The sequence below is a fragment of the Pseudomonas sp. D8002 genome, from assembly GCF_013385695.1.
Taxonomy (GTDB): Bacteria; Pseudomonadota; Gammaproteobacteria; order Pseudomonadales; family Pseudomonadaceae; genus Aquipseudomonas.
Window position 1 is genome coordinate 204853 of record NZ_JACAPM010000013.1, and the last position, 20335, is coordinate 225187.

The 20335-nt window shown below is 59.5% G+C and carries 20 protein-coding genes; 7 read left to right on the plus strand and 13 right to left on the minus strand.

Features of this window, described 5'->3' with window-relative positions:
- Positions 1 to 34: 34 nt before the first annotated feature.
- The gene (locus HX807_RS08225; protein WP_087694233.1) at positions 35 to 721 is read right to left on the minus strand and encodes a M24 family metallopeptidase; all 687 of its coding nucleotides are present in this window, start codon (positions 719 to 721) and stop codon (positions 35 to 37) included.
- Between the two features lie 563 nt (positions 722 to 1284).
- Here HX807_RS08225 and HX807_RS08230 point away from each other — a divergent pair.
- Positions 1285 to 1632 (plus strand): DUF6124 family protein, encoded by a 348-nt coding sequence (locus HX807_RS08230; protein WP_003211399.1) that lies wholly within the window; start codon positions 1285 to 1287, stop codon positions 1630 to 1632.
- A 115-nt stretch (positions 1633 to 1747) separates the two neighbouring features.
- Here HX807_RS08230 and glsB read toward each other — a convergent pair whose 3' ends face one another.
- From glsB to HX807_RS08255, 5 genes are all read right to left on the minus strand, one after another.
- Positions 1748 to 2656: a glutaminase B gene (glsB, locus tag HX807_RS08235; RefSeq protein WP_003211397.1), complete on the minus strand. Its 909-nt coding sequence runs from the start codon at positions 2654 to 2656 to the stop codon at positions 1748 to 1750.
- 187 nt (positions 2657 to 2843) lie between these two features.
- Positions 2844 to 3329, minus strand: coding sequence for a DUF2199 domain-containing protein (locus tag HX807_RS08240; protein ID WP_003211394.1), 486 nt, complete (start codon positions 3327 to 3329; stop codon positions 2844 to 2846).
- Positions 3330 to 3433: 104 nt separating this feature from the next.
- Positions 3434 to 4660: a nucleoside permease gene (locus HX807_RS08245; protein WP_087694232.1), complete on the minus strand. Its 1227-nt coding sequence runs from the start codon at positions 4658 to 4660 to the stop codon at positions 3434 to 3436.
- A 42-nt stretch (positions 4661 to 4702) separates the two neighbouring features.
- The gene (locus HX807_RS08250) at positions 4703 to 5755 is read right to left on the minus strand and encodes a sugar phosphate isomerase/epimerase (protein ID WP_177049735.1); all 1053 of its coding nucleotides are present in this window, start codon (positions 5753 to 5755) and stop codon (positions 4703 to 4705) included.
- A gap of 14 nt (positions 5756 to 5769) precedes the next feature.
- Positions 5770 to 6900 (minus strand): Gfo/Idh/MocA family protein, encoded by a 1131-nt coding sequence (locus tag HX807_RS08255; RefSeq protein ID WP_177008700.1) that lies wholly within the window; start codon positions 6898 to 6900, stop codon positions 5770 to 5772.
- A gap of 167 nt (positions 6901 to 7067) precedes the next feature.
- On the opposite strand from HX807_RS08255, the gene HX807_RS08260 reads away from it, so the two are divergent.
- Positions 7068 to 8063 (plus strand): LacI family DNA-binding transcriptional regulator, encoded by a 996-nt coding sequence (locus tag HX807_RS08260; RefSeq protein ID WP_177049716.1) that lies wholly within the window; start codon positions 7068 to 7070, stop codon positions 8061 to 8063.
- Here HX807_RS08260 and HX807_RS08265 read toward each other — a convergent pair.
- Positions 8057 to 8467, minus strand: coding sequence for a hypothetical protein (locus HX807_RS08265; RefSeq protein ID WP_003211385.1), 411 nt, complete (start codon positions 8465 to 8467; stop codon positions 8057 to 8059). The two genes, HX807_RS08260 and HX807_RS08265, sit on opposite strands and share 7 nt — an antisense overlap.
- Before the next feature lie 109 nt (positions 8468 to 8576).
- Between HX807_RS08265 and HX807_RS08270 the strand changes: the two genes are divergently transcribed.
- The 5 genes from HX807_RS08270 (at position 8577) to HX807_RS08290 (ending at position 13533) form a co-directional block, all read left to right on the plus strand.
- A complete protein-coding gene (locus HX807_RS08270) occupies positions 8577 to 9428 on the plus strand; it encodes a helix-turn-helix domain-containing protein (RefSeq protein ID WP_003211383.1) in 852 nt (283 codons plus the stop codon).
- A 291-nt stretch (positions 9429 to 9719) separates the two neighbouring features.
- Positions 9720 to 10448 carry a winged helix-turn-helix domain-containing protein gene (locus tag HX807_RS08275; RefSeq protein WP_003211381.1) on the plus strand — a complete coding sequence of 243 codons (729 nt, stop codon included), beginning with the start codon at positions 9720 to 9722 and terminating at the stop codon, positions 10446 to 10448.
- Entirely contained in the window at positions 10441 to 11196 is a 756-nt protein-coding gene (locus tag HX807_RS31510; protein ID WP_087694228.1) for an EAL domain-containing protein, read from the plus strand. The genes HX807_RS08275 and HX807_RS31510 overlap by 8 nt, the downstream gene beginning before the upstream one ends.
- Positions 11197 to 11228: 32 nt before the next feature.
- Positions 11229 to 11918, plus strand: coding sequence for a winged helix-turn-helix domain-containing protein (locus HX807_RS08285; protein ID WP_008435430.1), 690 nt, complete (start codon positions 11229 to 11231; stop codon positions 11916 to 11918).
- Positions 11919 to 12138: 220 nt separating this feature from the next.
- Positions 12139 to 13533, plus strand: coding sequence for an undecaprenyl-phosphate glucose phosphotransferase (locus HX807_RS08290; protein ID WP_087694227.1), 1395 nt, complete (start codon positions 12139 to 12141; stop codon positions 13531 to 13533).
- Between the two features lie 263 nt (positions 13534 to 13796).
- Here the strand turns inward: HX807_RS08290 and HX807_RS08295 are convergent, their stop codons facing one another.
- The 6 genes from HX807_RS08295 to HX807_RS08320 all read right to left on the minus strand — a co-directional run bounded on the left by HX807_RS08295 (position 13797) and on the right by HX807_RS08320 (position 20327).
- Positions 13797 to 15887: a YjbH domain-containing protein gene (locus HX807_RS08295; RefSeq protein ID WP_008435435.1), complete on the minus strand. Its 2091-nt coding sequence runs from the start codon at positions 15885 to 15887 to the stop codon at positions 13797 to 13799.
- Positions 15884 to 16651, minus strand: a complete 768-nt coding sequence (locus tag HX807_RS08300; RefSeq protein ID WP_177049717.1) for a capsule biosynthesis GfcC family protein — start codon at positions 16649 to 16651, stop codon at positions 15884 to 15886. The genes HX807_RS08295 and HX807_RS08300 overlap by 4 nt, the downstream gene beginning before the upstream one ends.
- Positions 16648 to 17307, minus strand: a complete 660-nt coding sequence (locus HX807_RS08305; RefSeq protein WP_032899416.1) for a YjbF family lipoprotein — start codon at positions 17305 to 17307, stop codon at positions 16648 to 16650. The genes HX807_RS08300 and HX807_RS08305 overlap by 4 nt, the downstream gene beginning before the upstream one ends.
- Positions 17308 to 17321: 14 nt before the next feature.
- Positions 17322 to 18434 (minus strand): polysaccharide export protein, encoded by a 1113-nt coding sequence (locus HX807_RS08310; RefSeq protein WP_177049718.1) that lies wholly within the window; start codon positions 18432 to 18434, stop codon positions 17322 to 17324.
- Between the two features lie 85 nt (positions 18435 to 18519).
- Entirely contained in the window at positions 18520 to 18804 is a 285-nt protein-coding gene (locus HX807_RS08315) for a hypothetical protein (protein WP_003211359.1), read from the minus strand.
- Positions 18805 to 18983: 179 nt separating this feature from the next.
- On the minus strand, positions 18984 to 20327 hold the full coding sequence (locus HX807_RS08320) for a UDP-glucose/GDP-mannose dehydrogenase family protein (RefSeq protein ID WP_177049719.1): 1344 nt from the start codon (positions 20325 to 20327) through the stop codon (positions 18984 to 18986).
- Positions 20328 to 20335: the final 8 nt, after the last annotated feature.

Sequence of the window (20335 nt, forward strand, 5' to 3'; positions counted from 1 at the left end):
GGCGCCGCGTGTCCTCAGGAGACCGGCGCCTTCGTCAAAGCTCGCAGACCTTTCCCTCATCACTGAAGAAATAGATATTTTCATGCTTGTAGCCCCAGCGACCGCCTCGCTCGCGAGCATGCGGCTCGAAGGTAAAGCACGTCACCTCCTCCAGGCGCCGATGATTGCCCGCCTCGATGTAGAGCCTTTGGTCACGCTGCTCGCAGATGCTGTGGCCGACGTTGCCGGCGAAATCGAGGTTCTCGAAACCCTCGGATGCGATCAGGTCATTGGCGAACGCGTGGAGATCGTTGAACGTGGTTTCAGGCCGGGCGAATGTGCGCATCATCGCGTGTAGCAGGTGCTCGACTTCATAACCCCTGCTGAACTCGGCCCCCACCGGCACCGCCCGGCACACGCCCTCCTCCACATAGAAAGAGCGGGCACAGTCGCCCCACACATTGCCTGCTCTCGGGCTCAAATCCACCGTGATCAGATTGTGTAAACCAACGGCTTCATCACTGGGCCGATAGTCGCGTCCCGACACCGAAAGCGCACTGCGCGAACCCAGCAATACGAAGGCCGGGCAGTCGTAATACCAGGTCTGCGGATAGCCGGAATCCGCGAGCATCTGCGTCGCCATTTCGGCGATGGAGGCTTCGGTGGACTGTGGCGTGATCCGCGTAACGAGCTGCTGCAGCACCGACTTGGCGGCGGCCTGGACCACGCGATTAGGCAACATGGATTGTCTCTGACTGATGAGGGATTGCGTCGATGGTAGCAGCACTCTCCTCGACAGGGAGACGCACTCGGATTTTAAGCTCGTTCCCACGCTCCGCGTGGGAATGCCTACGGTGACGCTCCGCGTCACAAAGGCAGACGCAGAGCGTCCAGGGCTGCGCTCCCACGCAGAGCGTGGGAGCGATCAATAGCCGGAGCACCGACTTGGCGGTGGCCAGGACCACACGATTGTGCGACATGGACCGTCTCTGACTGAGGGAGACATGCTCGGATTTTTCCGACAACTGTTTCAGGTTGTCGGTCGGACCCGGGCTGACTAACCTCCCGCAGTCGCTGCCAATTCAGCGACCGGATTTGACCGTCCGCAACCATAGAACAACTGCGCCAAAACCGATCTTGGGCGTTTTTTTTACGCCTGATGTATTGTGTCGCGGCAGCTGTACGCGGGATACCTTCGGGTATGCCGGTTTTGTTCTTTGGGCCGGTCGGTCAACCCGCGTATAGCTGCCACCCTAATCGTTTGACCGCGAATCGTGGCAGCTCCATTCACAAAGGAGCTTCACCATGATTAAAGATAGCCCAAATCCCCCACCGCATACCGACCGGCTTCAAGAAGCCGCTTACCGCGCCATTCACCACTATCTGAAACCTGACGCCCAACCCCAACCGCCTGAACCCACCGAGCTACCGTTCGATGGATTATTTACCGTGCGTACGGACCTGGACACGGAAACCTTGCTGGCCAATGCCTCGCAAGACCTGGCGTCGATCAATGTCATCGCCGCTCACCTGGCCTTCGAAGTCGATGGTACCCAGCGCAACGTGGCGCTGGGCATTTGCCGGATGCTGGAAGGTGTGCAGATGCTGGTCGACAAAGCGCTGGATCGATGCGCGCAAACCAGCCCGCGCTGAGCTCGTTCCCACGCTCCGCGTGGGAATGCCTACGGTGACGCTCCGCGTCACAAAGGCAGACGCAGAGCGTCCAGGGCAGCGCTCCCACGCAGAGCGTGGGAGCGATCAAGTCTCTTCAAAAAACCGACCATCCGATCCGCTCGCTCAACAACTCCAACGCCTTCATCCCCGCCAGCGAATTCCCTGCCGCATTCAACTCCGGCGACCACACGCACACCGTAAACTGCCCCGGCACCACCGCGAGAATCCCGCCGCCTACCCCGCTCTTGCCCGGCAAGCCAACGCGATAAGCAAAGTTCCCCGCCTCGTCATACAGCCCGCTGGTGGCCATGATCGAGTTCACTTGCTTGGTCTGGCGCGCCGTCAGAATCTGCTCGCCGCTGTGGGTGCACACCCCCTCATTCGCCAGGAAGCAAAATGCCTTGGCCAGGTCCAGGCAGCTCATCTGCAATGCGCAATAGTTGAAGTAGCTGTGCAGCACTGCATCCACGTCATTGTGGAAGTTGCCGAAGGACTTCATCAGGTACGCCATGGCCGCATTGCGCGCACCGTGCTGGGCTTCGGATTCGGCCACCACGCTGTTGACCAGGATCTGCGGATTGCCCGACAGCCGCCGCACAAAATCACGCATGGACAAAATCGGCACGGCAAAGCGCGATTGGTTGATGTCGCAGATCACCAACGCACCGGCGTTGATAAACGGGTTACGTGGCCGCCCACGCTCGAACTCCAGTTGCACCATGGAGTTGAACGGCTGCCCCGAAGGTTCGTGGCCCAGGCGTTCCCAGATGCTCTCGCCGCCATGGTCGATGGCCTGCACCAGGCTGAATACCTTGGAGATGCTCTGTACGGAGAACAAGGTGTGGGCATCGCCCGCGCAGTAGGACGAGCCGTCATTGCCATACACGGCAATGCCCAGTTGCTGGGCCGGCACGTCGGCGAGCGCGGGGATGTAGTCGGCGACCTTGCCGAGGCCGATCAGTGGACGGACTTCGTCGAGGATCGACTCCAACAGGGCCTGCATGTTGTGTTCTGGCATGGTTTGGAAAATAGTAATTGGCGGGCGCGGAGGATACCTGAAACCCAGGGGGTAGAAACGCGCAGGCGCGCACAACGAGGCCTTCGTTTATTCAGACTTTAACTGTTGGTCGATCCATGAAGAGTCGGGCATTCGGTCGCAGCGTTTCTTATGGTCTCTACTGGCAGTGGCGTCAACGTGTCCACACCACATATTCGTGTGCACGATGCGCCGTAATGCCTCGGCATTGCTCAAACGACAGCGGATGGTTACTCGCGATCAGCGTCACCTTTGGCCGGTTAGCCGGGTCAGTCAGGTTCAGCATGGCGGGGAGCCCACATGTTGCAGGCAGACCCGGGATGTCATTGGCAATCGTCACCGAAAACGGTGGTTCGCTTGATTGCTGCGGGTCATCCCAGAGTTCGTAAACCCGCTCAAAATCCAACTGCTCGATCCTGACCCAAATACCGATGTGAAAAACCTCCTCGCGACCCAGCACCGGCAATGGCAGCAACGCACGAATGAAAAATTGCTTACCGCCGATGATGGCCAGGTCATTGTTCTCCTGGACCCCACTCTCTCTGTCGTCTTGCGATAGCGCCATAACGGCATCAGGACGTCGAAACGCCAGCTCCATCTCGTCAATCCGGTGTTCTTCTTCGCACTGGTTGCACAGCAATTAGCGTCTCCTTCAAACGTTCTGGCCGCACAGTCGACTCGCTGCGCCGGGCCATTCTAGCGCGATACCAACGCTGCGCAACGCCGCTTTGCGGGCGCCATGCGTCAATCAGCCGGCTCTGCTGCCACCCGCTCCCGCCCCTTGAACGCCAGCGAAAAACAAAAAAAGATCACCAGCGCAAACCCCGCCGGAAACAACCAGATGCTGCGCCAGTCATGGCTGCCACCCGCCGCCACATAGTGGTCGGTCACCTGCCCCGCCACCCAGAACCCAATCAACATGCCCACACCGTACGTAGCCAGGGTAATCAGCCCCTGCGCCGAACTCCTGAAGCGCTCCGGCGCTTTCGCGTCGGTGTAGATCTGCCCCGAGACAAAGAAGAAGTCATAGCAGATGCCATGCAGCGCAATCCCGGTAAACAGCATGAAGGCCAGCTCGCCATTATTGCCGTAGGCGAACAGTGCATAGCGCAGCGCCCACGCCAGCATGCCCACCAACAGCGCGACCTTGATGCCAAAACGCTGGATGAACAGCGGCAATAGCAGCATGAACAGCACCTCGGACACTTGCCCAATGGCCATTTTTGCCGTGGGGTTGGTCACGCCGATTTCCGCGAGAAACGGGTTGGCGTTCTGGTAGTAGAACGCCAGGGGAATGCAGATCAGGATCGAGGCGATGAAGAACACCAGGTAGCTGCGATCCTTGAGCAACCCCAGCGCATCCAGCCCGAGCAGTTGCTTGATATCACCCTTGCCCGCCTCGGCTTTCAAGGGCGCGGTACGCGGCAAGGTGAAGCTGTAGAAACCCAGCACCACTGACGCGATGGCAGACATCAGGAAGGTGTTGCGCAACGCGCCCGTGGTGATCGACTGCTGCGAATCCCAGGCGAACACAAAGCTGATCACCAGCCCCGCAACAATCCAGCCCAGGGTGCCCCACACACGGATGCGCGAAAACTCCTGGGCCGGGTCGCTCATTTGCCGGAAGGCCACCGAGTTCACCAGTGCCAGGGTCGGCATGTAGATGACCATGTATGCCAGCACGTAGGGATAAAAGCCGACGAAGTCCGGCGCGCGGTACAGCTGGTACAGCAGCACCGCGCCGATCAGGTGCAGCACCGCCAGGATGCGCTCGGCGTTGAAGTAGCGGTCGGCGATCAGGCCGATGATAAACGGGGCGATGATCGCCCCCCACGACTGGGTGGAAAACGCCATGCCGATCTGCCCGCCGCTGGCCCCCAGGTTGCTGGCGAGGAAGGTGCCGAGGGTGACGAACCAGCCGCCCCAGATAAAGAATTGCAGGAACATCATGACGCTCAGTCGCGCTTTCATTGTGGTCACCGTTTTATTGTTATTTTGGGGCAGAAGCGCTGTTCAGGCGTCGGGCAGGCCCAGCAGCCGTCGGTTGGATTGCTCGTCGGATGTCACGCCGGCGAAGTCATCGAATGCCTTGCTGGTCTTGCGGATCATGTGCTGGCGGATGAACTCCGCCCCTTCTGCCGCGCCTTGTTGCGCGTCCTTCAGGCAGCACTCCCACTCCAGCACGGCCCAGCCGTGGAAGTCGTACTGGGTGAGCTTGCTGAAGATCGATTTGAAGTCGATTTGGCCATCGCCCAATGAGCGAAAACGGCCAGGGCGGTCGACCCATCCTTGGTAGCCGCCATACACGCCGGAGCGCGCGTCGGGGCGAAACTCGGCGTCCTTGACGTGGAACATGCGGATGCGCGCGTGGTAGCGGTCGATGAAGCCCAGGTAATCCATTTGCTGCAGCAGCAGGTGGCTGGGGTCGTAGAGAATGTTGGCCCGGGGATGGTGGTCGACGGCTTCGAGGAAGCGCTCGAAAGAGGCGCCGTCGTGAAGGTCTTCGCCGGGGTGGATTTCGTAGCACAGGTCGACGCCGGCCGCCTCGAAGCAATCGAGAATCGGCAGCCAGCGCTTGGCCAACTCGGCAAAGCCTTGCTCCACCAGGCCGCTGGGGCGTTGTGGCCAGGGGTAGATGTACGGCCAGAGCAGCGCGCCGGAGAAGGTCGCGTGGGCCGTCAAGCCAAGGCGCTGGCTGGCGCGGGCGGCGAGTTTCAATTGGTCGATGGCCCACTCGGTACGTGCCTGGGGCTGGCCGCGCAGATGGGCCGGGGCGAAGTCGTCGAACAGCGTGTCGAATGCCGGGTGCACGGCCACAAGTTGGCCCTGCAGGTGGGTCGATAGCTCGCTGATGACGACGCCGGCATGGGCGCAGGTCGCCTTGAGTTCATCGCAGTAGGCCTGGCTTTCTGCAGCGCGGGCCAGGTCAATGTAGCGGGTGCCGAGTGTGGGCAACTGGATCGCCTTGTAGCCCTGGTACGCCGCCCATTGGGCGATGTTGGCCAGGGTGTCGAAAGGCGCTTCGTCCGAGATGAACTGGGCGAGAAAAATGCCTGGGCCGCGCATGTCTGTAGTCTCCTTCATGGGTGGTTCGCCAGGGTGGTCCACTTCGCCTCGCCGCGATGGTTGGCGATCACGGCTTCGATAAAGGCCATGCCACGCACGCCGACTTCGATGCCGGGTACGCCAACGGCCTCGGTGCCCTGGCGAATGGCCTTGGCGAAGTCGCGGTAGAGGTTGGCCATGGCTTCCAGGTAACCCTCGGGATGCCCGGCGGGCAGGCGCATGCGCTGCAATGCCGCGTCGCACAGCCAGGGCTGGCCGACGCCGGAACGCAGGATGCGCAGCGGTTGGTCGAGGGAACGATGGATCAGACTGGCGGGTTCTTCCTGGCGCCATTCCAGGCCGCCCTTGTCGCCGTAAAGGCGGATCTTCAGCGGGTTCTCTTCACCGGCACACACTTGGCTGGCGATCAGCACGCCGCTGGCGCCGGAGGCCATCTTGAACAGCATGGCGGCATCGTCATCCAGTTGCCGACCGGGTACATGGATGCCCAGGCTCGCGCAAAGCTGTTCGATCGGTTGGTCGGCGATGAACTCGGCCAGGGAAAAGGCGTGGGTGCCGATGTCGCCGATGCAGCCGCCCAGTCCCGACAGCTCGGGCCGGCTGCGCCAGTCCGCCTGTTTGTTGCCCTGCCCGGCCACGTCCTGGCTGAGCCAGCCTTGTGGGTACTCGACGATCACTTTGCGCAACGCGCCGATCACGCCATTGCGCACCATGTCGCGGGCCTGCCACACCATCGGGTAACCCAGGTAGGTGTGTGCCAGCCCATAAAGCCCGGAACTGTTTTTGACAACGTCTGCCAGCGCCTGCACTTCAGCAAGATTGAGCGCGGCCGGCTTCTCGCTGAACACGTGGAAGCCCGCCTGCAGCGCCTGGGTCGCAATCGGTGCATGCAGATGATTGGGGGTGACGATCACCAGCAGCTGCATGCGCTGCTCGGCCGGGAGTGCCTGTTCGGCGGCGAGCATCTGCTGCCATTCGCTGTAACAGCGGGACGCGGGCAGGCCCAGCGCATTGCCGGTGCTCCGGTTGTTCTCGGGCTCACGGCTGAAGGCACCGCACACCAGTTCATAACACCCATCCAGCCCCGCCGCCTGGCGGTGAGCCTGGCCGATGAAGGCGCCTTCGCCGCCGCCAACAAAGCCCATTCTTATTTTTTGCACAGCAACCGTCATCGCAAGTCTTCTCTTTATGGGCAATTACCGATCATGATGTAACCGGTTACATCGTGCCGGAAATTTAGGCCTGGTTGCTCGCGGTGTCAAACCCCGACTGCGGTAAACTTGCAGGCTGCTGTTCTGATAACGAGGTGGTCTTGTCCAATATTCGTGAAGTCGCCCGGCTGGCCGGGGTCTCGGTGGCCACCGTGTCCAGGACCCTGGCCAGCCCTGAACGCGTGTTGCCCGAGACCCGCGACAAGGTCAACGCCGCCGTGGAACAGACCGGTTACCGGCCGAACCGCATGGCGGTGCAATTCCGTTCGCGGCGCACCGGCAACCTGGTGATCCTGGTGCCGGCGATTGCCAACACGTTTTTCGCCCGGGTCATCAGCGGTGCACAGCAAGCGGCGCAGGCATCGGGTTATCGGTTGCTGTTGTGCGACACCCGGGGCCAGGCAGAAATCGAAAAACAGTTCGCCGAACTGGTCCACGCCCATCAGGCCGATGGTGTGATTCAGTTGCGGGCCTCGGACCCATTCAGCGACTGCAGCGACTCACCGCCACTGGTGAACGCCTGCGAGGTGATCCAGGACGGTCGCCACCCCACCATCAGCCTCGACAACCGTGGCGCCGCCCGGGCCATGACCCAGCACTTGATCGACCTCGGCCACCGCCGCATCGGCTTGATCAAAGGCCCGAAAAGCAGCCCACTGACCCGTGACCGCGTGGCCGGTTATGAAGATGCCTTGCTCGCGGCGGGCATCCCCCGCGACCCGGCGCTTATCTGCCACGGCGACTTCACCCTGCACGCCGGTTTCGAGGGCGCAGGCAACATGCTCGCCCTGCCCAAGCGGCCCACTGCGCTGTTCTGCGAGAACGACGAAATGGCCATCGGCGCCTTGAAGCGCATCAAGCAACAGGGCCTGAGCGTGCCCCAGGATATTTCCCTGGTGGGCTTTGATGACATCCCCTTCGCCGCCTACTGCGACCCGCCGCTGACCACCATTGCACAGCCTGCCGAAATCTTCGGCCGCAAGGCCGTCGAGATGCTCATCGCACTGATCGAGAAAACGCCGCTGTCGGAGCGCCAGGTAGTGGTGCCATTCGAACTCACAGTACGCGGCAGCACGGCAGCGCCCCACACTCAATAGTGCGCCACATCCGACACCTGGGTATCCAGCACGTCCCGCGCCAATGCCCAGGCCTGATCCGTGGATTCCACCACCAGCAACGGGTAGCCCCACGCCTTGCCGAACATCACGGCAAACGGCTTGAGCGCCAGGCGCTTGGCTGCGCTGGGCTCCACCTGGATCATGCCTTTGACGAAAGTACGCAGGGCCACCTTGTGCTTCTTCATCCAGATCGAGGCCTGTTTGCGTTCTTCGTGTGAATGCTCGTGAGTGCTTTCATCCACGGCTTTCTCGTGCAGCAGGACGAAGGGTTCCTCGCGCTGCAACAAGGCCTCGAATGCGCCAAAGGTATCTTGCGGGGGGGTGTCGCTGGGGGCGTCAAACACGATTTTCACCACGGGGAATGTTGAACTGTCGAGTTGCATGGGAAGCTCCTTTAACGAGAATGTTTCTCATGATAGCCATGCCATCACTGGACGCCATTGCACAGAATGGCCAGAATGTTTCGCATTCCAGCCAAGACGCCGCGCCGCCATGTACAACCACCGCCTCGAAACCCGTGACCCCTTGCGCCCGGCCCTCGCCGATGCAATTCCCCGTGCGGTGGTTGCAGTGAGCGCTTCAAGCACCTCTGCGAGTTGGGAGCACGCACCGCACCAGCACCGCAAGGGCCAGTTGATGTACACATTGCGCGGGGTGATTCATTGCGTCATCGAAGAAGGTATCTGGATCGTGCCCCCCCAGTGCGCGTTGTGGATTCCGGGCGGCCTTTCCCATGCCGCGCGCGGGTCGGGGGCAGCGGATATCTACTGTCTGTTGGTCGACCCCGACGCCGCCGGCGCCCTGCCCCGGCAATGCTGCACCCTGGCGGTATCGCCGTTGTTACACGAATTGATCAGCAAGGCCGTCAGCTTCCCGCCGCTGTACGACACCGAGGGCGCCCAGGGCCGGTTGGTGGCCACGCTGCTGGACGAACTGGCACTGGCACCGGTGGAGGCCCTGCACCTGCCCATGCCCCGGGACACTCGGCTGCGGCGCCTGGCCGACAGTTTGCTGGCCAACCCCAGCGACAAGGCCACCCTGGGCGAATGGGCCGTACGCATCGGCATGAGCGAACGCAGCATGACGCGCTTGTTGCTGGAGGAGATCGGCCTGAGTTTCGGCCGCTGGCGCAGGCAACTGCATGTGATCCTGTCACTGCAGCGCCTGGCGAAAGGCGAAAGTGTGCAGACGGTGGCACTGGACCTCGGCTATGAAAACGCCAGCGGCTTTATCACCATGTTCCGCAAGGCCATCGGCCAACCGCCGGCGCGCTACCTGGCCGACCGCGCGAGCATCCCCCAGCACACGACGCCCGCTATCGCCTTGCTGGATTATTATAAATAGTCACGTATAAGCATTTTTAGAGCTAAGGGACTAGAAGGCTTAAATCATTCCAGCCAAAAAAAATCAACCCGCCTAAAATACTTATCGCACACTAAAAAATTTGCACTAGCATATGAGTACTCCGGTCCACAAACCCGCTCTCAACACCCGCCTGAAATCCGCCTTACCCCCCGCAAATAAAGTGCCGAATGTTAAAATTTGTCACGTTTTGGCGTATTCAATTCGATTAACATCTAAACGCCTGCAGCGATTGAATTGACGGCCTCGCATGCCGGAAAAGGGAGCAACGTGATGCATTTTTCCAACGTCCTCGCTATTGCACGGACCCCATCGAAATCCGAGGACTTCAGCGAGCTTATAGTTCGTACTGTACCGAAAAATCTAAAAGTCGATACACGCTCCTACGGCCAACTAATCGGTCCCTATGCAAGCCATGGACATTACCGTGCCATCATCATAGAGATCGACACCCCCTCTGCCAGCACCCAAACGCTGGACATCATTAAAAAAACCAGATCGGAAAATCCTGGCAGCACCATTTTCCTGGTTGTCACCTTCGCCACTACACTAAGCAAAACCAAATATTATCTCGCAGGCGCCGATTACTGCATAAAGGTCGTCGAGAGCTCGCCCGAGAAAAAACTTGCCCTGTTTGCCGCGTTCCTCAGCGAGACATACTGGCTAAGTAATACTGATTTGCTACTCGATCAGGATCGCATGTGCATCTACGGGGGTGGCAAAAAGCTCGAAGTGTCCTTTGTCGAAATGAAAGTACTGGAAGCGCTCATTCATAATCGATTGCTCAGCCATGATGAAATCGCCGTGGTAATGGGGCTGAATCCCCGATTTTATGATTCAAGGGCCCTCGAAAAATCGATTAGCCGGTTACGTGGCAAAATAAAATCACATTACGGAAGCAATATAATTCAGAGCATTCGCGGTTACGGCTACAAACTAAGCAGAGGGCTGGCTTCGGTTAATCATATCCACCCCGTCAGGGAGCGGTCGAACCGTGAATAGCGGAACCTTATTACGTGAGGCGTCAGCCTGCTTCACCTTTTCGCGGCAAGCGATACTTGAACGAAGTTGCACGCTGTGGGGCAGTGAGATCCGCGTCCACGCCGAGCCTGCGCTCGACAGCCCGCGTGATGACGCCTGCCCGTTTTATTCCGAACAACTTAAAGACGCCTACAGCGAAGCCCTGCAACATGCCAGGCCGAGTTCATTTGCCCGCACAAGTAAACGTTTGCGCGCGGATAAAAGCCCGGGCCTCCACAAGTTTTTCCGAGTTGAGCAATCGCTGTTGATGAATGAGGACCTGCTCAAGGAAATTATCGATACTTCACACACGCTGGAAAAAAACAGACAACAACTCATTGTCAGCGTTGAAAACACACTGGACACCCTTCCGGGCCCGCTGGAACGCCGGAGCATGATCCGTCAACTGTATAGCCTGAAAGACCGGAGCAACCTGAAGCTTGCCTATAACAATTACACATTAAATACAAAAGACACCGACCTGCTGATCGACTTGAGTCTTTATGACTATATAAAAATGCCTTTTCCAGACTCGGCCCTCAGGCTCAGTCTGAACACCCGCTCGGGCCTGTTCGACCGGCTTTACGACCAGATGCTGGGGCTGATGAGCACCACCCGGGTCTCCTTCATCGCCGACAACGTCGAGCACGCCGACAGCGCACTTCTCGCCAGACGCTTGCCTTTTGACTATTTTCAGGGCCCCTACTTCTCCCCTGCTGATAGTTTATGAACCCCCGTACTTTCCTGGAATCGGTGAATGCCATGAGTTCTCTCAAGAAACACACATTTACATCGACGTACCCGTCAATCGCACTGCACGATTTCACGCCAAATGTGGCATTTTTACATTACGACGTCGACAGCGGGCCGCTGATCGAAACCGTGGAAAAAACATCGGACGCTTCGACCAGTTCCTACGCCGTTACCAAAGAGCAGAATTTCAATCTGTGGCTCAGTAACTATGTCGCCGCCAAAAGACTTTACGAAGCCAGTAATCGACTGACCCGACAACTTTACGACGCATCAAAAAAACCTAACATCACGGCTCTAAAATCAGACGTCACACACCCGGACCTGAATAACACCACCACGGAAACAGTTAACTCATCCTCTGCATTACGCGGCCCCGATGTCTGGCTACTTACCCAGCAAGATCGTGCGCTGGTGAAAGGTGGGCTACGCATTTCCTTGACCACTATTGAGTCGGCATTGATCAAGAAAATGTTGAACCATGAAGAACGTGTGGTCAGCAAGGAAGAACTTATCCGCAACATCGGACGTGAGCCCGACCTCTATCGCGGGCTTGAAATGTGTCTTAGCCGATTGCAGGACAAGTTCAAGCGCGTGAATGATGGCGAACGCCTGTTCCGCGCGGTGCGTAACCGTGGCTACTGCCTGACACAAAAAATAAAAAGCCCGCTGAGCAGTCGCGCAAACGTCACAGAACAATAATTATTTCATAAAAATTACAATTCACCCTGCCTATTAGAACGCCTTTCTATCTGCCATTTTATAACAACATGACCGCGTTATAAGTCGTCAGCCATTGCTCCCTGCCATTTATTACTATCAATACGCACGCCTACGCGTGCGCCTGCCATTTGATAGTCATTAAAACCACGCCTCGCTTTAACCTGCCAGCACGTGAGTGGATACCACAGGGAGCAGAAGTATGCTTAACAACAGAAGAATGCATCGTAACCTTACACCCAAAGGCCTGACCTTTTGGGGACAGTGGGCAATTGCCCTGAGTGTGGTCGTTGTACTTTTGTTTTCACTGGTACTTTTCAAGACCGGGCAATTGGAATCCCACTACCGGATATTGGCAGCCATTACAATACTGGCCTCTATACCGGCCTACATGTTATGTGACGTCTATAGCAAAAAAGATGACTTTTTTGTTGGGCTGGGACGATTATTCACCGGCTGGTTATTGACCCTGGGCATATTGTTCGCGGTCGGCATAGCCTGTAATGCCAGTTCGCTGTTTCCCTTCGAGATCCTGCTACTGTGGGCTGCTGTCAGCTATCCAATACTAGCCCTTTGCTACATTCCCATTCACAGTCTATCCAGGTACTACCACCGGCAACTACATGAGCGCCAGAAATCGCTGATTATTGGTACGGGAAAACTTGCAACCGACTTGGCCAATACTCTCGCCAGGCAAAAACGCTCCCCTCTGGTCGGTCTCGTAGGTCCCCGCACCACCTCCCCCCAGGCCGGCACCCAGCCTCAGATCCTCGGTGACTTGCCCGATCTTCCCGCGCTGATCCGCCAGCACGGTATCCGCCGCCTGTACATCACTCACTCTCTCCAGGAAGCGACCCACATCGAGGCGCTGTACCTCAACCTGCTGGAGATCAGTGTGGACGTGATCTGGGTGCCCGACCTCAACAACATGCTGCTGCTCAACCACAGCGTGGCCGAGGTGGATGGATTGCCCGCGATCTTCCTCAATGAAAGCCCGCTGACCAGCCGGCCGACCGCCGCACTGAGCAAGTCGCTGCTGGACAAGAGCCTGGCCCTGTTGGCGATCATCCTGCTCAGCCCGTTGCTGCTGCTGTTCGCCCTGCTGATCAAACTCACCTCTCCCGGCCCGGTAATTTTCAAGCAGGATCGTCACGGCTGGAACGGCGAGGTGATCAAGGTCTGGAAGTTCCGCTCGATGCGCGTGCATGACGACCACGAAGTGCGCCAGGCGAGCCGCAACGACTCACGCATTACCCCCGTAGGGCGCTTTATCCGCCGCACCTCCATCGACGAGCTGCCCCAGCTGTTCAACGTGCTGCAAGGGCATATGGCACTGGTCGGCCCACGCCCGCATGCCGTCGCCCACAATGACTACTACTCGGGCAAGATTCGCGCGTACATGGCGCGGCATCGCATCAAGCCCGGCATCACCGGCCTGGCGCAGGTCAATGGCTGCCGGGGTGAAACCGAGACCCTGGAGAAGATGCAGCAACGCGTCGATATCGACCTGCGCTATATCAACAACTGGTCGCTGTGGCTGGACATCAAGATCCTGTTCAAGACGCCGTTTACCCTGCTGTCCAAAGACATCTACTGACCCCGCCCTTCCCCGTGCCGCTACATCGGCGGCGCGGGGCACCAGGCGCGCTTTGCGCCCTCCCCGCCACCACTCCCCGCAAGGCGCAACGATAGCGCCCACAGCAACGCCCGGGCCCGGGCCATTCGCATAGTCATCAAAGAGGAAAGTCAGGCAAGTGTTGCGCGCCGGCATTGCACCTGGCGCTGTAGCGTTCGGCTTGGCGACTGCCCGGCGCATTCAACGCCGGGCAGTCGACAACCTGGTCGGCAGATGCCGCACCGTCACTCAGTGATCTTCTCGAAGTTGTTGTAGAACAACTCGCTGTCACGCCCGTCGGTCATGGTCTGCAGCGAATAGCCGCGGTTCAGGCGTGCGCCGCCGTCACGGGTCAGTGGCGCCCATACGACGTTGGCCCGACGCATCGTCGAGGTGCTCATCAATTCGTCGAAGGGGACGGAAATATAGATACCCTTGTCGAAGCTGCCTTCGCCATATTCTTCCTTCGAGGCGGTGGTCAGCGTCACCCAGCCACCAAACTTCACGCCGTTCTTGAACTGGCGCGAGATGTCGACGGTGGTGCCCCAGTCCCGCGCCAGGTAACGCCCCACACTGACGGCGGCCAGGGTGTCATAGGGCAGCTCGGTATAGCTGGTGACATGGCCGGTGATGGTCTGGTAATCCCGCAGGCCGAAGCCCTGGTTGAAATCACGCTGGCGCACGAAGTTCAGGTCTGCGCCCACTGACCAGTGCTTGCCCGCCGGCCGGAACAACACCTCGCCGCCCACCCCGGCGTACATGGACTCCAGGTAGCCGCCGTAGACCATGCCATACAGGTCGCGGTCCAGGCGCTGCGCATGGTTGACCTGGAAGTTCGGCATCGTCACATCGGACGTGGTCATGTATTGGCGCAGGTCGGTGCGTACTCGCGGCAACCCGCTGGGTGCGTCGTAGGTGAACTTGTCGTAGTTGTTCAGCAGGTTGGCGCTGAGCAAGCCGCTCCACCAGGTATTGCGGGTAAAACGGTACTCCGCGTCGGCGTCGGCAGTGAACTGATAAAGCAGGCCGTCGGGGCCACCGATGTTCTGCTTGTAACCCAGGCCGAGGCCATAGTTGAACGGCTCGGATTGTCTGCTGTAGAGCGTGGTTTCCCGATGGGCAACCGCCGGGTTGACCTCGGTATTACGGTGCAGGTCCGTCAACGGTTGCTGGTTGTTCACCACGGCGCGGAAGGTGGCACGGGGCACGCTGGTTTCTTCGATGGGCATGTCATAGCGCTTGTTCACCAGGGTGAACCAGTCGATATCCTGATTGGCGCTGTTGTCGAGAATCCGGCTGGCGCGTCCCACGGCCTTGGCTGAATAGAAGTAGCGTTGCTGCTCGCCATACACCATCAATTCCGAGCCGCGCCGGGCAATGCGCTCCACCTTGTAGCCGGCATTCTGCTGCAGCCTGTCGGCGACGTTGGCCCAGTTGACCTGGTCGGCCGGGGTGGTGGGCATGCGCGCCGGCAACGGTTCGGCGGGCGGGTCATAGGTCTTGACCGGTGCCTTGCGGCTGACAAAGTTGGTGTGCAGGGTGATGCCGAACATCGCGGTATTCCCGCGTTCCCAGGCCGCACTCAGGTCGACGCTGTCAGCCAGCTTATAGACCACGCCAATGTTTACCGGCGAGTCCTGCTTGATCGGGTTGTCCAACGGCTCGTGCTTGTAGTCATTGCCCTCGTATTCGAGTTTCAGGCTCAGGGGTTCCCAGGGCGTTTGATAGGCGATCCCGCCGAACAACGAAGGGCGGCCCCTGAAATAGGCGTTGGAGTTCACGTCCCCTGCCCTGGCGACGACCGCAGTGCTCTTGGGCCGGTCGTTGAACTTGCTGCCGAACACCGACAGCGGGTTGCCGAAGTCGCCTCGGTTTCCCAGGTAGCCCCAGGCGATGCCGAGGCTGAAATCCAGGTTGCCGTGGCGCTTGTTGGCGACAAAGTATTCGCTGGAAAACAGCCCGGTACCGCCGATGTCCCGGGCACCGAAAGCCACCTGCGGTGCCCACCGGCTTTCCTCCCAGAGCCGCGCCTTGAAGTCGATGGCCTTGTCCTTGAAGCTCTGGCTTCCGCTCAACGCCTCGGCGCCGTACCTGCGGTTGCTGATGGCGGTATAACGAAACGAACCCTCCAGCCAATCAAACGGTTGCAGGGAAAAACTGTAGCGCGAGTAGGGATCGGTGCGGTTGGCGTTGGCGCTCAACTCTCCCGCCGGGGCCATGCGTGCGGTGGGGGTCTGTAGCAGGCCCACGCCGCCGAAATCATTTTGGGTGTAACGGGGGTCACCGTGAGCCAACCCGCAAGGCAACAGCAGTACAGCCGCAAAACGTAAATTCAAGGGTTCACCTCAGCCAACGGTTGAGTGGCGAAAAACTCGGCCAGTTGTTGGTTGAGATCAGGGGTCGGCGTCTCAAGGTCGTCGCTGCGGATCGGCACCAGGATCCTGCTGCCGGGGGCCGCCACCACGCCGTCCTCGCGATTCCACGCCGCCACGCCCACGCGCCGTACCTGGCCGTCGGGCTGGATCAGCCACAGGTCATCGCGCTCGGCGTCATCGAGGACCGTGCAGTCGCCAACATAATCCCGCACCTCGCGCATGGCCCGGTACGGCACATCACAGGACTGCGCGACCGCCCCGAGCACCTGCACGGTGGACGGCCTCACGGGGTAGACCAGCCGGTCCCCGTCATCCAGCAATGCGTTGCGCGCGAACCCCGTCTCCACGGCGATCGGGTCCAGCACTTGCACCTGGCGGCCGGTGACCGGCAACTGTTCGACCTGTCGATACAGACGCGCACTCAAGTCCGCCCGGGAGCCACGGTCATCCAGCAAGGCCCCTCGTTGCAGCAGTTTCAGATCGAACAAAACCCCTGCCTTCAAGCGTTCCTGCGTGCTCACCAACGACTGGTGCAGCCACGCGGCGCCCAACCAGTAGCTTTCTGCATTGGGTTGGGCCACACGAATAACGTCCAGCAAACGCGCCCCCGGCTTGACCTCGAAGGCGCCAGGGCTGCGCACATCGCCACTGACTGTAACGACCGCCTGGCCAGTGCCGGGGCCGATCAGCAACAGGCCCAGCCATAAAAGCTTCGAACACTTCATCGGGCTGCCTCCCGGTCGGGACGCAACTGCACGATTTTCAGGGCCAACCGGGGCGTCAAATGCTGCTCGCTGCGCCAGATGAAACCATCCTGCGGGTCGACCCAATAATGGTTGGTGGCGCGGAAATTCAAGGTGGGAGCGTCCACCTGCTCGTCGATGCGCAGCAAGGCGTAATCCTTGTCCAGAATGCGGAGGGTCTCGATACCGTGGCTGCTGAAACGGCTGTTGACCGCGATACCGATTCGGTTGCCGTCGTAGAGGTCGATCCAGCGTGTGCCGGTGTAGCCGTCGGGCAGATGCTGGAGGCCGCGCTTGAACGGCGATTCGCCACTGAAACGCGTGCCATCCAGGGAAACACCCAGCCCGACAGTGCGTACCACCAGGCCGTCACGCATCATCACCACTTGCTTGCCGGAAGCGACCCAAAACTGCAGGTCGCCCCGGCGCCGGGCCATGGCCATCACGCCCTCGCTGACGGCGGTGGTCACCAGGATCTGCGGGTATGGCACCGCGTCGACCTGGGCGCGGGTCACGTTGATCGGGGCCGGGCCCGTCACAGAGGTTTCGAGGGTGTACCACGACGCCCTCATCAACGGGTTACACCCGCACAACAAGAGCGCCATCGACAGGCAGGCGCTGGTAGGCAACATTTTCACCACGGGATAACGCCTTATCTGCTGTTGACTTCGCTGAGGTCATTGGCCGATCGGGCACCAATCCCAATGGCACTGGCGGTCGGCAGCAACTGGCTGATCAGGCGGTTCCAGCGCGTCACGCCGGCCGGCCCGACGTACACGATGTCCTGGGGTTGCAAGTCGAACCGGGTGGCCAGCACCAGCGCGGAAGGTGATTGGGCATCGAGTTGGAACACCTTGGCCGGTTCGGCTTCCAGGTTGTCCACGCCGCGAATCACATAGACCGCATTGCCATTGGAAGTGGTCTGGTTCAAGCCGCCTACGGTACCCAGGGCATCGGTCAGGTTGATCGACTTGCCCTTGAAGCTCAGGGCTCGGGGCTGATTGACTTCGCCCATCAGGTAGACACGTTTCTGGTCGTTATAGGGCAGGTACAACCGGTCGCCGCCCTTGAGGTAGATGCCCTGCAGTTGCGAGCCCTGGCGATTGAGGCTGTCCAGGTCAAGCGTGTACTCACGGCCGTCGCGCGTCAGGGTCAGGCTCGAGAGGTCGGCATTCGTGGGGTCGACACCGGCGGCCCCAATGGCCTCGACGGCGCTCAATGGTGTGGTGGTGATCGGCTGTTGCCCGGCCTTGATTACCGCCCCGGTCACCACCACTGTCTGGCTGGCAAACCGCAGGACGCTGACGTCAACCTGTGGGCTTTCAATAAATTGCGACAAGCGCCCGGCGATAAAGGCCCGCAGCTCTTCGATGGTCTTGCCGGCGACCGGGACGTTGCCGATATACGGATAAAACAACGTGCCATCGGGGCGAACCAGGCGCCCGTTGGCGTCGATCTGCTGTTGCGGCCCGGACGGTGCCGTCAACTCGGGATGGTCCCAAACCGTGATAAACAACAGGTCATTGGCACCGACGCGATAGCCACCGGGTATATAAGACAACAGTTCTGCCGGCACCGATTCACGAACATGCGTGGCGGCATCCATGGCAATCAATTTGGGGGTGATGGGAATCAACTCTACCCGAGTACTTTCGGGAGAACCCTCACTGGACATTTGACTGGTGTCCATATGTTGACCAGGCGAAAACATGCAGCCGTGCAAGCTGAAACTTGCCAGCAAAAGAACAGGTAACCTACGAATCATAATGGCACTACGCTAGTCGAGGGCGAGTCTAAAAAAGATCACCCAGAAGTTCCGGGTGATCTTGAACAACACACATTGCGGGTTATTAGTTGGTACCAGTGGTACCGCCTGTACCGGTGGTGCCGCCGGTGCCGGAAGTACCGCCATTGGAACTGCCGCCCGAGTTGGAAGCCGCCGCCGCAGCGCCGACTACCGCGGTACCGACCCCGACGGTTTCACCGAGCGTCACGCCGCCCACGAGCGGGGTGCTCAACGACAGGGGCTCGCTCGCGCCGGCCGCATCGCTCAAGGCCTCGCTCGCGACTTCACCTGCCGCCAATGCCGCAGTACTGCTAAAGGCCAGCACGCCGGCCAACAGTATTTTCCTCATATCAGACTCCTTCTCGATATTTACCCCTTATCAAATAATGCAATAAGGGCGTAGTGATGGAACGGAGATAAACAGGCTATGCAAACTGCGCAAAGATCCTGTTGGATCACGCACTTAACCTCCTCGAAATCATCTCACTTGTGGATAGCTCAAACCACCAATGTTAATAATCGTCAGGATTAAACAACGGGGCGTACCGATAACCCGCGACCAATACCGTAATACTCGAAACCATTGGCTTTCATACGCTGCGGGTCAAATATATTGCGGCCGTCAAAGATCACCGGCGTGCTCAGTTTTTCTTTTATCAAGTCCAGGTCCGGGGCCTTGAACTCCCGCCATTCGGTCACGATCACCAGCGCATCGGCACCTTGCAACGCCGCTTCCTTGGTGCCCATCAGCAACAGGTCTTCGTTCATCCCGTAAATGCGCTGGGTCTCGGCCATCGCTTCGGGGTCGAATGCCTGGACCCTGGCACCCACGCTGCGCAGTTGTTCGATCAACACGCGGCTCGAGGCTTCGCGCATGTCATCCGTATTGGGCTTGAAGGCCAGGCCCCAGATGGCGAAGGTCTTGCCCTCCAGTTGGCCGCGGAAGTGGTGGTGAATATGCCCGAACAGGTGCTGCTTCTGGCGCTTGTTGACTTCCTCGACGGCAGACAACAGCGTTGCCTGATAGCCGATCGACGACGCGGTGCGCTCCAGCGCCTGCACATCTTTCGGGAAGCACGAGCCGCCATAACCGCAGCCTGGGTAGATAAAGTCGTAGCCGATCCGTGGATCGGAGCCAATGCCTTTACGAACCGCCTCAATGTCGGCGCCCAAGCGTTCGGCGAAATTGGCCATTTCATTCATGAAGGAAATCTTGGTGGCCAGCAGGCAGTTGGCCGCGTACTTGGTCAGCTCGGCACTCCTGATGTCCATCGTGATGATCTTTTCGTGGTTGCGGTTGAAGGGTTCATACAGCTCCCGCATGCGGTCCACGGCGTAACTGCTGTCGCTGCCGATGATGATCCGGTCGGGCCGGGTGCAGTCGGCGACCGCCGAACCTTCCTTGAGGAACTCGGGGTTCGAGATCACGTGGAACTCCACCTCGAGCCCCCGCGACGTCAACACCTCGGACACCTTCGCCCGGACCTTGTCCGCCGTCCCCACCGGCACCGTGGACTTGTTAACGATAATCTTCGGCTCGGTCATGTTGAGCGCAATAGTCGCGGCAACGGAGAGCACGTACTTGATGTCGGCGCTGCCATCGTCATCAGGCGGGGTGCCCACGGCGATGAACTGCACCTCTCCATGCCGCACGCCTTGCGCGGCGTCGGTGGTGAAGTGCAAGCGTCCGGCATCATGGTTCTTCTGGACGAGCGCACTCAGCCCGGGCTCAAAGATCGGAATAATGCCGGCCTTGAGGTTCTCGACTTTAGTCGCGTCCACGTCGACACAACACACCTCATGCCCCGCGTCGGCCAGCACCGCTGCCTGCACCAGACCCACATAGCCGATTCCAAATACAGTTACATTCATTTCAATCT

Bases quoted from the DNA above. Each gene is read 5' to 3' on its own strand.
- HX807_RS08225 (WP_087694233.1), bottom strand. From the start codon at position 721: ATGTTGCCTAATCGCGTGGTCCAGGCCGCCGCCAAGTCGGTGCTGCAG.
- HX807_RS08230 (WP_003211399.1), top strand. From the start codon at position 1,285: ATGATTAAAGATAGCCCAAATCCCCCACCGCATACCGACCGGCTTCAA.
- glsB (WP_003211397.1), bottom strand. From the start codon at position 2,656: ATGCAGGCCCTGTTGGAGTCGATCCTCGACGAAGTCCGTCCACTGATC.
- HX807_RS08245 (WP_087694232.1), bottom strand. From the start codon at position 4,660: ATGAAAGCGCGACTGAGCGTCATGATGTTCCTGCAATTCTTTATCTGG.
- HX807_RS08250 (WP_177049735.1), bottom strand. From the start codon at position 5,755: ATGCGCGGCCCAGGCATTTTTCTCGCCCAGTTCATCTCGGACGAAGCG.
- HX807_RS08255 (WP_177008700.1), bottom strand. From the start codon at position 6,900: ATGGGCTTTGTTGGCGGCGGCGAAGGCGCCTTCATCGGCCAGGCTCAC.
- HX807_RS08265 (WP_003211385.1), bottom strand. From the start codon at position 8,467: ATGCAACTCGACAGTTCAACATTCCCCGTGGTGAAAATCGTGTTTGAC.
- HX807_RS08270 (WP_003211383.1), top strand. From the start codon at position 8,577: ATGTACAACCACCGCCTCGAAACCCGTGACCCCTTGCGCCCGGCCCTC.
- HX807_RS08275 (WP_003211381.1), top strand. From the start codon at position 9,720: ATGCATTTTTCCAACGTCCTCGCTATTGCACGGACCCCATCGAAATCC.
- HX807_RS08285 (WP_008435430.1), top strand. From the start codon at position 11,229: ATGAGTTCTCTCAAGAAACACACATTTACATCGACGTACCCGTCAATC.
- HX807_RS08290 (WP_087694227.1), top strand. From the start codon at position 12,139: ATGCTTAACAACAGAAGAATGCATCGTAACCTTACACCCAAAGGCCTG.
- HX807_RS08300 (WP_177049717.1), bottom strand. From the start codon at position 16,651: ATGAAGTGTTCGAAGCTTTTATGGCTGGGCCTGTTGCTGATCGGCCCC.
- HX807_RS08310 (WP_177049718.1), bottom strand. From the start codon at position 18,434: ATGATTCGTAGGTTACCTGTTCTTTTGCTGGCAAGTTTCAGCTTGCAC.
- HX807_RS08315 (WP_003211359.1), bottom strand. From the start codon at position 18,804: ATGAGGAAAATACTGTTGGCCGGCGTGCTGGCCTTTAGCAGTACTGCG.
- HX807_RS08320 (WP_177049719.1), bottom strand. From the start codon at position 20,327: ATGAATGTAACTGTATTTGGAATCGGCTATGTGGGTCTGGTGCAGGCA.